General features: G+C 71.3%; 10 protein-coding genes. 7 read left to right on the top strand and 3 right to left on the bottom strand.

The window, feature by feature from the left end; all coding sequences use genetic code 11:
* From AB0J58_RS41890 to AB0J58_RS41880, 3 genes are all read left to right on the top strand, one after another.
* Nucleotides 1–1419, top strand: a 1419-nt coding sequence (locus tag AB0J58_RS41890) for a sugar ABC transporter ATP-binding protein (RefSeq protein WP_364226760.1), incomplete at its 5' end; no start/stop codon positions are given.
* Nucleotides 1412–2437: an ABC transporter permease gene (locus AB0J58_RS41885; protein WP_364226758.1), complete on the top strand. Its 1026-nt coding sequence runs from the start codon at nt 1412–1414 to the stop codon at nt 2435–2437. The genes AB0J58_RS41890 and AB0J58_RS41885, both read left to right, overlap by 8 nt.
* On the top strand, nt 2437–4179 hold the full coding sequence (locus AB0J58_RS41880; protein ID WP_364226756.1) for a CocE/NonD family hydrolase: 1743 nt from the start codon (nt 2437–2439) through the stop codon (nt 4177–4179). Before AB0J58_RS41885 ends, AB0J58_RS41880 begins: the two co-directional genes overlap by 1 nt.
* 43 nt (nt 4180–4222) lie before the next feature.
* Here the strand turns inward: AB0J58_RS41880 and AB0J58_RS41875 are convergent, their stop codons facing one another.
* Nucleotides 4223–5761, bottom strand: coding sequence for an arabinogalactan endo-1,4-beta-galactosidase (locus AB0J58_RS41875; protein ID WP_364226754.1), 1539 nt, complete (start codon nt 5759–5761; stop codon nt 4223–4225).
* Nucleotides 5762–5854: 93 nt separating this feature from the next.
* On the bottom strand, nt 5855–7867 hold the full coding sequence (locus AB0J58_RS41870) for a beta-galactosidase (RefSeq protein WP_364226752.1): 2013 nt from the start codon (nt 7865–7867) through the stop codon (nt 5855–5857).
* A 260-nt stretch (nt 7868–8127) separates the two neighbouring features.
* On the opposite strand from AB0J58_RS41870, the gene AB0J58_RS41865 reads away from it, so the two are divergent.
* The 4 genes from AB0J58_RS41865 to AB0J58_RS41850 are packed head-to-tail and all read left to right on the top strand — an operon-like array spanning nt 8128 to nt 12279.
* Nucleotides 8128–9441, top strand: a complete 1314-nt coding sequence (locus AB0J58_RS41865) for an extracellular solute-binding protein (RefSeq protein WP_364226750.1) — start codon at nt 8128–8130, stop codon at nt 9439–9441.
* Nucleotides 9442–9446: 5 nt separating this feature from the next.
* Complete coding sequence (locus AB0J58_RS41860) at nt 9447–10349, top strand: sugar ABC transporter permease (protein ID WP_364226748.1); 903 nt, start codon at nt 9447–9449, stop codon at nt 10347–10349.
* Nucleotides 10349–11230, top strand: a complete 882-nt coding sequence (locus AB0J58_RS41855) for a carbohydrate ABC transporter permease (protein ID WP_364226746.1) — start codon at nt 10349–10351, stop codon at nt 11228–11230. The genes AB0J58_RS41860 and AB0J58_RS41855 overlap by 1 nt, the downstream gene beginning before the upstream one ends.
* Nucleotides 11231–11277: 47 nt before the next feature.
* Nucleotides 11278–12279, top strand: coding sequence for a LacI family DNA-binding transcriptional regulator (locus tag AB0J58_RS41850; RefSeq protein ID WP_364226743.1), 1002 nt, complete (start codon nt 11278–11280; stop codon nt 12277–12279).
* An 88-nt stretch (nt 12280–12367) separates the two neighbouring features.
* Here AB0J58_RS41850 and AB0J58_RS41845 read toward each other — a convergent pair.
* Nucleotides 12368–13342, bottom strand: a 975-nt coding sequence (locus tag AB0J58_RS41845; protein WP_364226741.1) for a hypothetical protein, incomplete at its 5' end; no start/stop codon positions are given.

The raw sequence follows: 13342 nt of genomic DNA, 5'->3' as shown, positions 1-13342 counted from the left end.
CCCGTTCACGCCCTCCTGGGCGAGAACGGAGCCGGCAAGTCGACGCTGGTCCGCGTGATCGCGGGCGATCTGCACCCCGACGCAGGGGAGATCGCCCTCGACGGCACGCCGCACGACGTCCGGGACGTCGCCACCGCGCGGCGGCTCGGCATCCGGCTGATCTACCAGGAGATCAGCGACGCCCCTCCGCTCAGCGTGGCGGAGAACATCGTCCTGGGTGCCTGGCCGACCAGGCACGGCTTCGTCAGGAACGGCGAGACCCGCGCGACGGCCAGGAAGGTCCTCGACTCGCTGGGCGTGAACCTCCCGCTGGACAGCCCGGTCGGGAGCCTGCGCCTCGGCGAGCGGCAGACCGTGGAGATCGCCCGCGCGCTCGCCGGGCAGGGACGATGCCTGATCTTCGACGAGCCGACGGCCGCGCTCTCGGACGCCGAGACCGAGCGCCTCTTCGAGGTGATCAACGGCCTGCGCGAGCGCGGAGTGGCCATTCTCTACATCACCCACCGTCTCGACGAGGTCTTCCGCCTCGCCGACGAGGTGTGCGTGCTGCGCGACGGCCACATCGTGCTGCACGAGCGGGTGTCGTCCGTCGGCAAGGACCAGGTCGTCGAGGCCATGGTCGGCCGCACGGTCGAGCAGCGCGGCCGGGGACGTGAAGTGCCCGCGGCCACCGGTGACCAACCCGCCATGGTCGCGCTGGAGCGGGCCTCCAGCGGCGACGCCTTCACCGACGTGGATCTGGCGGTCCGTCCCGGCGAGATCGTGACGCTCTACGGCAAGGTCGGCTCCGGTGCCTCCGAGGTCGCCGAGGCGATCTTCGGCATGCACCCCGTGGACAGGGGAACCCTGACCGTCGGGGGAAGGCGGACGCGGTTCCGCCACCCCGCCGACGCCATCGCCGCCGGAGTCGGCTGCCTGCCCGGCGACCGCCAGCGCGAGGCCATGTTCCGCTCCCGGTCCGTCGCGGAGAACCTCGCGGCGCCGAGCTGGGGCGGAATCGCCCGCGCGAGGGCGTTCGTGACGCGTGGAAGTGAGGCCGTGGCCTACCGGCGCTGGCACGACGCGCTGGGCATCCGGTCTCGCGACGATCCCGAGCAGCAGATCTGGACGCTGTCGGGAGGCAACCAGCAGAAGGTCGTCCTGGGCCGCTGGCTGGAGCGGGGCTCGCGCGTCCTCGTACTGGTCGAGCCGACCCGAGGTGTCGACGTCGGTGCCCGCCAGGAGATCTACCGGGCGATCCGCTCGCTGGCCGAGCGCGGGAGCGCGGTCGTCGTGGCGACCTCCGACTACGAGGACGTCATCGAGCTCGCCGACAGAGCGATCGTCATGGTCCGCGGCAGGACCGTGGCCGAACTCACCGGGGAGGCCGTCGTGGTCGAGGCCCTCACCCAGGCCGCAGGAGGAGTCATCAATGACTGAGAGAAGCGCACTGTCCGGAACGTCACAGGCGTCCCCTTCCCCCGGCGGGGGAAGGGAAGGAGCCGCGCGGGTGCCGGGCGGCCGCAGAAAACGCCGGGTCCCGGAGACCATCGGGCTCCTGATCTTCCTCGCCGTAGAGGTCGTCTTCTTCTCCGTCCAGTCGCCGTACTTCTTCAACTGGGACAACTGGGGCAACATCCTGACCGCGGTGTCGATCACCGGGGTGCTCGCCGCCGCCGGGACGTTACTGCTCGTCGCCGGGCAGTTCGACCTCTCCGTCGGGTCCGGTGTGGCCTTCGTCGGCATCGTCCTGGTCGAGACCGCCCCGAGCCTCGGTCTTGGCCCGGCCCTGGTGCTCTCGGTCCTCGCGGGCGTCGGCATCGGCCTGCTCAACGGATTCCTCGTCACCGTGGTCGGGGTCAACGCGCTCATCACCACCCTCGGCATGCTCGGCATCTTCCGCGGCCTGACACTGGTCATCGGCAAGGGGCAGAGCATCTTCATCGAGGGCTTCGACTGGGCCACCGCCCGCCCGTTCCTCGGCATCCCGATGCCTGCCATCGTGCTCGTGGTGGTCATCGCCCTGTTCTACGTGCTCATGCACTACACGGTGTTCGGCCGCAAGATGTACGCCATCGGGGCCAACCCCGTCGCCGCGCGGCTGGTCGGCATCCGCGTCAACCGGACGATCTTCGCGGGCTTCCTGCTCTCCGGAGGATGCATGGCGCTCGCCGGGCTGCTGGTGACCTCCCAGCTCGGCTCCAGCTCGGCCAACACCGGCGTGGGACTGGAGCTGGCGGTCGTCACGGCCGTCATCCTCGGTGGCACGAGCCTGTCGGGAGGCACCGGAACGATCTTCGGTACGGTCGTCGGCCTGCTGATCGTCGGCGTGCTGAGCAACGGCCTGACCCTGCTCAACGTGGACTCCTCCTGGCAGCAGGTGGCCACCGGCGTGCTGCTCATCCTCGCGGTCGCGGTGGACAGGCTCCGCCAGACCTATCTCAGAAAGGCCGGCTGATGCGCGGGACCGTCCACGTCGAGCGTGACGTCCCGGTGCCCATGCGGGACGGGACGATGCTGCTGGCGGACGTGTGGCGCCCCGCGGGCTCCGGAGTGTGGCCCACACTCCTGCAACGCCTGCCGTACGACAAGTCCTCCTCGTTCATGGCCCAGCACATCGTCGGGCTGGAGCCGGTGCAGGCGGTGGAGTCGGGGTTCGCGGTGGTCGTCCAGGACACGCGGGGCCGCTACAGCTCCGGGGGGTCTTTCAACCCCTTCTTCGACGAGACGGAGGACGGCCTCGACACGATCGCCTGGATCCGGGCGCAGGACTTCAGCGACGGCCGGGTCGGAATGTACGGGGCGTCCTACATCGGCGCCACCCAGATGCTGGCGGCGAGCGCGGCCCCCGAAGGGCTGGTGGCGATCGCGCCGCAGCTGACGGCGTCGGAGTATCACGACGGCTGGTCCTACTCCGGCGGCGCCCTCCAGCTTGGGTTTCTGCTGCTCTGGGTCGCCGAGTCCCTGGCCGCGGTCGACCTGCTGCGGCGTCCCGCCGGGCCCGGTCTCGACCGGGCCCGGGAGACGCTGCTGGAGATCCTGCGCGACCCGCACGCCGCCTACGCCCGCCTGCCTCTCGACCGCGACGACCTGGCCGAACTGGCACCGTACTACCGGGAGTGGCTCGGCCATCCGGCCCGCGACGTCTTCTGGCAGGTCATCGACCCCGGTGCGGCGCACGGCCGGATGAACGTGGCCGGGCTGCACATCGGCGGCTGGCACGACATCTTCCTTGAGGGCACGCTGCGCAACTACACGGGCCTGCGCACGCGGGCTCCCTCGCCCTGGGCCCGCGAGGGCCAGCACCTGATCGTCGGCCCCTGGGCGCACGGCAACCTGGGCGACTACCAGGGAGACCTCTGGTACGGGTACGGCGGGGCGTCGGCCGCCCTGGACCTCACCGCGGTGCACACCGAGTTCTTCCGCGCCGCGGCCGAGCGCCGGCCCGCCGACCTGCCCCGGGCCAGGATCTTCGTGATGGGGGCGAACGTCTGGCGTGACGAGGACGAGTGGCCGCTCTCCCGGGCGCGGGAGGTCTCCTTCTTCCTGCGCGGCGGGGGCGGCGCGAACTCGGCCTGCGGCGACGGGCGGCTCGGTGCGGAGCCTCCGGGGCCCGGCGAGCCGGCGGACCACTACGTCTCCGACCCGGCGGACCCCGTCCCCACGGCGGGTGGGGCGACCTTCCTGCCCGGGGTACTGCTCGGCCGCAACTCCGGCCCCAAGGACCAGGCCGCCGTCGCGGTCCGCGACGACGTGCTGGTCTACACGGGCGAGCCGCTGTCCGAAGACCTGGAGGTCACCGGCGAGGTGGTCGTCGAACTGTACGCCGCGTCGAGCGCGGACGACTGCGACTGGGCCGTCCGGCTGGTCGACGTTCACCCGGACGGCACCGGGTACGGCGTGGTGGACGGCATCCTGCGGGCGCGCTACCGCCGGGGTCTGGACCGGGAGGTCCCGCTGACCCCGGGCGAGCCGGAACTCTTCCGCTTCGCGCTGGGCACCACCAGCCAGCTCTTCCGCCGCGGGCACCGGCTGCGGGTGCAGGTCGCGAGCTCGAACTTCCCCCGGTTCGACCGCAACCCCCAGCGGTGGATCCCCGTGCACACGGCCGGGCTCGATGACATGCGGCCCGCCCGCCAGACGGTGTTCCACGACGCCTCGCGCCCGAGCCGGATCATCGTCCCGACGATCCCGTCATAGGGAGGGCGGCTCCCGCCGGCGGTGCCCGCGGGAGCCGCGCTGATCACTGGTGGGCGAACTGGGTGAGCGCGGGCAGCGCCCGGTCGGAGAAGTCGAACAGCGCCTGGTTCTCCCACCCGTTGCCCGAGGACGGATCGGCCGGGTCCCAGCCGTTGCCGGGCACCGCGGTCCAGGTGGGCTCCCAGTAGACGACGCCCAGTCCCCGGCCGTTCGGCACGGCCTGCACCACGCTCATCACGTCGCGCAGCATCGCCGACTGGCCCGCGGCGGAGGCCGGGTAGCCGGGGTACGGCGTCGCCGCGGTGATGATGTTGGTGAGGCCGTCGTCGTTGCCCGTGGTGAAGGGGTAGGCGGTCTCCACGACCAGGACCGGCTTGCCGTACCTGGAGGCGATGTCGTTGAGGTTGGTCTGCAGCGCGCCGAGCGTGCCGTGCCAGTAGGAGTAGTAGGAGACGCCGATCACGTCGTAGTTCACGCCGTTGGCGGCGGCGCTGTCGAACCACCAGCGGAAGAGCGGGTTGTTGCCGCCCTCGGCCACGTGCAGCACGACCCTGGTCGAGGTGGAGACCGCCTTGACCGCGCTGTAGCCGGAGTTGAGGAGCTGGGCGAGGTTGCCGAAGTTGGAGCTGCGGCCCTCCTCCCAGAGCATGCCGTCGTTGATCTCGTTTCCGACCTGGACCAGGTCGGCGGTGGTGCCCTGTGCCTTCAGCGCGTTCAGCACGTCGTAGGTGTGGTTGTAGACGGCGGTCTTGAGCTGGGCGAGCGTGTACCCCGCCCACGCGGCGGGCTTGTACTGCTTGCCGGGGTCGGCCCAGGTGTCGGAGTAGTGGAAGTCGATCAGCAATCCCATGCCCTGGGCCTTGATCCGCCGCGCCAGGGCCAGCACGTGCGCCTTGTCGTTGTAGCCGTCGGCCGCGTTGACCCAGACCTTCAGCCGGACGTGGTTGAGCCCGGCCGAGCGCATGATGGCCAGCGCGTCACCCTGCGTGCCGGTGGCGGTGCGGTACTTCCCGCCGAGGGCCTCGGACTTGGGCAGGCTGGAGGTGTCGGCGCCCTTGATCGCCAGCGTCGCCGACCCCGCGGCGAAGACGACGTCGTCGAAGTTGGCCCAGCCGCCCGCCGCGGCGGCGGAGCCGAGGCTCACCGTGCACTGGCCGCCCGTCACGGTCTGGGTGACCGCGATCTGGATCCATTCGGACGAGCTGACCGGCAGGTGGGTCCTCCTCTCGGCGGGGCCGCAGTTGCGCAGCGCGATCCAGCTCTGGCTCGCGGCTCCCGACCTGACCCAGGCCCGGAGCGTGTAGGTGCCGGCGCTCAGGCCGGTCAGTGTCTGGTGGGTCTCGACGGTGTACGCGCCGGTGGCCCAGTGGGACAGGCGGTAGGAGCCGCTGCGGCCACCGGACTCGGTGAAGTCGGCGGCGGCCGAACCGGTGGTGCTCCAGCCGGTCGGCGCGGCGGTCGGGCCTCCCGTCTCGAAGCCGCCGTTGGTGACCGTCGAGGCGGCCAGGGCGGCCGGGGAGGCCGCCAGGGGGATGAGCGTCGCGGCGGCGCAGAGCAGCAGCGCCACCAGGATCTTCTTCATGTGTCCTCGCTCTGGGATGGAGTGGTGCGGACAGTTCCCCGAAGACCCCGATGGCGCGCCGCGGTCAGGTGGCCGGCGCGGCACCGGGGGAGCTCACGCGTCCGGTGCCGGCTCGACGACGGTGACGCCGCCGGCCGGTACCGTCGCCGAACCCGCGTACTCGGCGCCGTCGAGAACTCCGGTCCCGCTCACTCCGGGAACGGTTACCGGCTCGTCGCCGTGATTGAGAAGGAAGAGGTGACGGCCCCGCCGCAGGATTTCGAGGGTGTCGGGCAGGCCGCGCGGGCGGGACACCCCCGCGGCGTCGAGGGCCGCGCGCAGGATCGCCCGCAGGTCCCCGTCCGTGTCCGGGCCCACGCCGGGGTCGAGGGCCGTGGCGACGTACCAGGCGGTGCCCGCTCCCAGCTCGTGGCGGGTCACCGCGGGGTGGCCCGCGTCCGGTCCGCCGGTGAAGGCGCGCACGGTACGCGCTCCGGCGAGGCGGACCCGCTCGGACCAGATCCGGCCGGTCAGCCCGTCGTCGCCGACGGCGACCGTGCCGTTCTCCGGCAGCGGGTGGAACTCCTCCACCGACAGGCCGAGCACGTCGCGCAGCACGCCGGGGTAGGCGCCGGGGTGGATCGTGTCGTTCTCGTCGACGATCCCGGAGAAGCAGGAGACGAGCAGGTGGCCGCCGGCCTCCACGTGGCGGTGCAGGTTCTTGCCCGCGGCCTCGGTGAGCAGGTAGGAGCTCGGTACGACGACCATCCGGTACGCCGAGAGGTCGGCCGCGGGGTGGACGAAGTCGACGGTGACGTGCTCGCGCCAGAGCGCCTCGTAGTACGCCTCCACCCGCTCGCGGAACCTCAGGTCCACCGAGGGCCGCCACTCCAGTTCGAGCGCCCAGTACGACTCCCAGTCCCACACCAGCGCGACCTCGGCCTCGACGCGGGAGCCGCGCACCGGCGCCAGCTCGCGCAGCTCGGCGCCGAGGGCGACCACGTCGCGCCAGAGCTCGGAGTCGGTCCCGGCGTGCGGCAGCATCGCCGAGTGGAACTTCTCCGCACCGTAGCGGGAGGCGCGCCACTGGAAGAAGAGCACCGAGTCCGATCCCCTGGCGACGTGGGCGAGGCTGTTGCGCCGCATCTCCCCCGGCCGCTTGGCGAGGTTGCGCGGCTGCCAGTTGACGGCGCCGGTGGAGTGCTCCATGAGCATCCACGGCCGGCCGCCCGCCACCGAGCGGGTGAGGTCCGCCGCCATGGCGAGCTCGATGTGGCCCTCGGCCCGCCCGGCGTCGAGGTAGTGGTCGTTGGAGACGACGTCCACCTCGCCGGCCCACCGCCAGTAGTCCATCGGCTCGCAGTTGGGGATCATGAAGTTGGTGGTGACCGGCAGGTCGCTGAAGCGGCGGATGGCGTCGCGCTCGCGGCGGAAGTTGGCGATGTGCGCGTCGACGGAGAAGCGCGCGTAGTCGAGCTGCAGGGCGGTCAGCTGGCCGGCCGGCGCGAGCCTCGGGGGTTCCACCTCGTCGAACGAGCCGTAGGTCAGCCCCCAGAACGTGGTCCCCCACGCCGCGTTGAGCGCCGCCACGTCCCCGTGCCGCTCGCGCAGCCAGTCGCGGAACGCCTCCGCTGAGGTCTCGCAGTAGCAGCGCGCGTTCGCCCAGCCGTACTCGTTGTGGACGTGCCACATGACGACCGCCGGGTGCCCGGCGTAGCGGGCGGCGAGCCGGCCGGCGATCCGTTCCGAGGCGGCGGCGTACTCCGGGGAGCTTGGGCAGAAGCTGTGCCGGGAACCTCCGGCGACGACATGGCCCGCGCGGTCGACCAGGTGGCTGCCCGGGTGGGCGGTCCGGAACCAGGTGGGCGGGGAGGAGGTCGGTGTCGCGAGGTCGACCCTGATGCCCGAGGAGCCGAGCAGGTCGATGATCCGATCCAGCCGGCCGAAGTCGTAGACCCCTTCCTCCGGCTCCAGCAGGCTCCAGCCGAAGATGCCGAGGCTGACCAGGTTCACCCCGGCCTCGCGCATCAACCGGACGTCCTCCTGCCAGACCTCCTCCGGCCACTGCTCGGGGTTGTAGTCCCCTCCGTACGCGATGCCCTCCGGCAGGACGGGATATCCAGGCAACTGCTCCCCCTCGGCTCATCTCTGTGAACGTGCACAGTAATCGAAACCCGACACCCAGGGAAGAGTCGCCGCAGGAACATCGAGGAGGGCAGGCGATTAACAAGAGCGTAACGAGCATTGACAGGGCGATATCCCGGATTTCAGTCTGTGAACGTTCACAGATGCTTCCGCACGGCGGGCCCCGAGCCCCGGCTCAGCACCCCGACTCAGCACCCCCCGATACAGCACCCCCGACACGGCATCCCTGACACGGAGGAACCATGCAGAGAAACCGGCTCGCAGTGGCGGCGGCCGCGGCTCTCGCCGCCACCCTGGCCGCCGGATGTTCCGGCGCCGCCCAGGAGCCGGCCGCCCCGGCCGCGCAGAGCTCGGCCCCCGCGGGGCCGGTCAAGCTCACCTACTGGACATGGGTTCCCAACATGGACAAGATCGCGGCAGCCTGGAACAGCGCCAACCCCGACATCCAGGTCACGGTCAGCAAGCAGGCCGGCGGCGACGACGCGGCCGCCAAGTTCCTGACCGCGGCCAAGGCGGGAAACCCCCCTGACCTGGTCCAGGCCGAGTACCAGATGCTGCCCTCCTTCGTCGCCGCCGACGCGGTGGCCGACCTCTCCGGCGACGTGGCGCAGGCGAAGGGCGAGTTCGGCGAGGGCGTCTGGGGGCTGGTCACGCTCGGCACCGACGCCGTCTACGCGCTCCCCCAGGACAGCGGCCCGATGATGCTCTACTACCGCCAGGACCTGTTCGACAAGTACGGCATCGAGGTCCCCAAGACGTGGGACGAGTACGCCGAGGCCGCCCGCACCGTACGCAAGAAGGACCCCAAGGTCTTCCTGGGCACCTTCTCCAGCAAGGACCCCGGCGCCTTCGTCGGCCTCGCCCAGCAGGCCGGCGCCCAGTGGTGGTCGATCAGCGGCGAGTCCTGGAAGGTCGCGGTCGACGACGACGCCACCAGGAAGGTCGCCGACTACTGGGGCGGCCTCGTCAAAGAGGGCGCCATCGACGACCAGCCGTACTTCACCCCCGAATGGAACAAGGCGCTCAACGACGGCAAACTGCTGACCTGGCCCTCGGCCGTCTGGGCACCGGGCGTGCTGTCCAGCAACGCCCCCAAGGCCAAGGGCAGATGGGCGATCGCCCCGCTGCCGCAGTGGGGCACCGGCGAGAACGCCAGCGGCTTCTGGGGCGGCTCCTCCACCGCGGTCGCCGCCAAGTCCGCCAACCGGGCGGCCGCCGCGAAGTTCGCGACCTGGCTCAACACCGACCCCGAGGCGCTCGGCCTGCTCGTCAAGGAGGGCGCGGTCTACCCGGCCGCCGCCAAGGGCGGCACCATGCTCGGTGAGGCCCCCGACTACTTCTCCAACCAGCCCGACTTCTGGCAGCAGGCCGCCGCGATCTCCGCCACCGCGCGGGGCTTCACCTTCGGGCCGAACGTCGGCGTGACGTACAACGCCTTCAAGGACACCTTCGACAAGGCCGTACAGGACAGGTCCGCGTTCTCCGAGGCCGTCGGCAAGATGCAGGAGGCGACGGTCGCCGACATGCGGAAGTCCGGATTCCAGCTCGCCCAATGACCCCGATGACAAAGCGTCCCGGCGGCGGCGCCCGCACCGCGAGCGCCGTCCCCTACCTCTTCCTCGCACCGGCCATGGCGCTGTTCACGCTCTTCATGGCCGTCCCCATCGGCTACACGGCCTACCTCAGCCTGCGGCGCACCAAGGTCTCCGGACTCGGCCTGGGCAAGGGCTCGCGCCGCGAGGTCTTCGCCGGCCTCGACAACTACACCGCGACGCTCGCCGACGGCGAGCTGTGGGCCGGCTGGCTGCGCGTCCTCGGCTACGGCCTGCTGGTGCTCGTCGTCATGCTCGGGCTCGCCCTGCTCTTCGCGCTGCTGCTGGACTCGGCGCACGTGCGGCTCGCACGCTTCTCCAGGATCGCCGTCTTCCTGCCGTACGCGGTGCCCGGCGTGGCCGCCACCCTGCTGTGGGGCTTCCTCTACCTGCCGAGCCTCAGCCCGATCCGCCAGGTGCTCGACGTCGACCTGCTCGGCTCGGGCACCGTGGTCCTCTCCATGGCGAACATCGCGGTCTGGGGCGGCGTCGGCTTCAACATGCTGGTGCTCTACACCGCCCTGCGCGCCGTACCCAGGACCTACTACGAGGCCGCCAGGATCGACGGGGCGAGCGAGATCCAGACAGCGCTGCGGATCAAGATCCCGATCCTGCTGCCCGCGATCATCCTGACCACCGTGTTCTCCGTCATCGCCACGATCCAGGTGTTCACCGAGCCGACCACGCTGCGGCCGCTGACCAACACGATCAGCTCGACCTGGAGCCCGCTCATGAAGGTCTACCGCGACGCCTTCGTCACCGGCGACCTCTACTCGGCCGCCGCCACCTCGATCGTCATCGCGGCGATCTCCCTCGTCCTGTCCTTTGGTTTCCTGCGCGTCGTCCGCGACCGCGCCTTCGGGGAGAACTGATGGCCACCACGACCCTCACCGCGAAGGGGCACCGGAGGGTGGCCGCGCGACGCCGCCCGTACGGGATCGCACCGACCGCGATCCTGCTGCTGGGCGCGCTCTACTGCCTGCTGCCGGTCAGCTGGGTGCTGGTCGCCGCCACCAAGTCGAAGGCGGAGCTCTTCTCCACCTCGACCTTCGCCCCCGGCACCGGGCTGCTCGCCAACCTCGCCGACCTGGCCGCCTACCGCGACGGCGTGTTCTGGCTGTGGGTGCTCAACACGCTGCTGTACGCCGGCGGCGGCGCCCTGCTCTCCACCGCCGTCTCCGCGGTCTCCGGCTACACGCTGGCCAAGTACCGCTTCCGGGGCCGGAACCTGATCTTCAACCTGCTGATCGGCGGCATCCTGGTGCCCGCCGTGGTGCTGGCCATCCCGCAGTACCTGCTCTTCTCCCGGATCGGGCTCGCCGACACCTACTGGTCGGTCCTGCTCCCGCAGATCCTGCACCCGTACAGCATCTATCTGGCGCGCATCTACGCCACCGCCGCCGTCCCCGACGCCCTGCTGGAGGCCGGGCGCATCGACGGCGCCGGGCACTGGCTGCTGCTGCGCCGGGTGGCACTGCCCCTCATGATCCCGGGCATGGTGACCATCTTCCTGTTCCAGTTCGTCGCGATCTGGAACAACTTCCTGCTGCCGTTCATCATGCTGGGCGACGACCAGAGGTTCCCGCTGACCGTCGGGCTCTACACGCTGCTCGCGGCCGGGGCCAACCAGCCCTCCCTGTACAACCTGATCCTCACCGGCACCCTGCTGTCGATCATCCCGCTGATCGCGCTCTTCCTCACCATGCAGCGCCACTGGCGGACCGACCTGGCCGGCGGGGCCGTGAAAAGCTAGTGGCCGGGTCCGACCGGGCCTCGCCCGGTCGAGGGGAAAATGGGAGCATGGCGAAGCGTCCGACCATTCATGACGTCGCGGCGGTGGCGGGGGTCTCCCGGGGAACGGTCTCCCGGGTGCTCAACGACGACCGGTACGTCAGCCCCGCGGCGCACGCCGCGGTCAAGCGGGCCATCGCCGAGACCGGCTACGTGCTCAACCGGGCCGCCCGCAGCCTGGTCACCCAGCGGACCGGTTCGGTGGTGATGGTCCTGTCGGAGCCACAGGAGCGACTGTTCGAGGACCCCAACTACAGCGTGCTGCTGCGCACCGCCACCCGGCGGCTCGCCGAGCGGGACATATCGCTGGTGATGATGATCGCCGGGAACGACGGCGACCGCGACCGGGTGGTCCGCTACCTGCGCGGCGGCCACGCCGACGGCGTCTTCCTGGTCTCCACCCACGCGGGCGACAGGCTGGTGGACGCGCTGGTGGACATCGGTGTGGCCGCCGTCGCCCAGGGGGCGGTCATCGGCAGGGAGAACGTGATCCCCTACGCGGCGGCGGACGACCGCGAGGGCGCCCGGCAGATGACGCGTTACCTGGTCGAGCGGGGCCGCAGGCGGATCGCCACCATCACCGGCCCGCTCGACACCCCCGGCGGCGCGCTGCGGCTGGAGGGCTTCGCCGACATCCTCGGCAGGAAGGCGAGCAGGAGGCTCATCGAGCACGGCGACTACACCCAGCTGGGCGGGGAGAGCGCGATGGCCCGGCTGCTGGAACGTGCCCCCGACATCGACGCGGTGTTCGTCGCCTCCGACCTGATGGCCGCAGGCGCGCTCGCCGCGCTGCGCGCCGCCGGGCGACGGGTGCCCGAGGACGTCGCGGTGGGCGGCTTCGACGACTCGGCGGTGGCACTCACCACCCATCCGCCGCTCACCACCATCCGCCAGCCCCTGGAACGGGTCGCCGAGGAGACGGTCCGCCTGCTGCTCGCCCTGATCGACGGCGCCGAGCACGTGGAGCCGGTGATACTGCCCACCGACCTCATCGTGCGCGAGTCGACCTGAGCCGATGTGCGCGGGCGGCCCGCGACGCGGACCGCCCCCCGTCCGGGGTACGCGGACGGGGGGCGGTGGCGAGGTGTGCCGCGCGAGGTCAGCGAGCGGCGGAGGAGCCGTTCACGGTCAGGACCTGCTCGGTCTCGATGGCGGGGAAGGTGCCGGTGTCGATGATCCCGTGCTCGTGGAAGGCCGCCTCCAGCAGCGCGTGAGCCTTGGGCTCCAACTTCCACAGCGCCCGGTACTCGCGGGCGGTGGCCAGGGAGACACCGGTCTCGTGGGCGATGTCTGTCGCCCGGGGCACGAACCTCCGCTCGATCTGCTTGTCCCAGTACTCCCGCGCGGCACGCATCAGGGCCGCGCGCTGCGCCGTGTCGACGACCGGCGGCGGTCCGTCCAGCACCTGGATCTCGTCGTCATCGTCGTCGATGACCGATCGTCCCGCGGCCACCGCGGGACGCATCGGTTCGGGCTCCGGGTCCCACGGCACCGGCGGGGTCAGGTCGATCAGCGCGGAGGTGTTGTAGAGGGCGCCGATCTGGGAGAGCAGTGCCTCCTGGCGTACCGAGTCGACGGCCAGGCCGGTGTGCTCCACCGCCCGGTCCATGGCACGGTCCAGCTTGGTGAGGGCCGCGCGCATCTTCCGGTCGGACGCCCCGGACTCGCGGAGCGCGCGGGCGCGCTTGGCCGCCAGCGCGACCCGGGTCAGCCTGCGGTGGGCGTCGACCTCACTCGCCGTACGGTCGCTGACCTCGGCCAGCCCGATGCGGACCAGCGCCCGCTCGGGGGTGAGCCGCCAGTTGATGCGCGAGCGCCCGCTGATCCGGTGGCGTTCGATCGCCATGCCGCGCTCCCAGAGCCACGCCGCCACCAGGGGCGCGGCGAGCCGGAAGATGGCCTCGGCCATGCTGCGGGCGTCCATGCTGGACAGCACCGCGGTCAGGCCGGTGAGCGCCCACACCGCGATGCCGTCGATACCGGCCGAGAAGTTCTCCCGCATGTTGCGGCGGGCCCGGACCGCGCTGGTGATGACGGCGACCTCGATGAAGGCGAAGAGCAGCAGCCGCAGCGG

It is taken from the genome of Streptosporangium sp. NPDC049644 (assembly GCF_040675205.1).
Lineage (GTDB): Bacteria > Actinomycetota > Actinomycetes > Streptosporangiales > Streptosporangiaceae > Streptosporangium > Streptosporangium fukuiense.
Note: the sequence above shows the minus strand (reverse complement) of the source record. Positions and strands in the feature narration are given on the sequence as shown.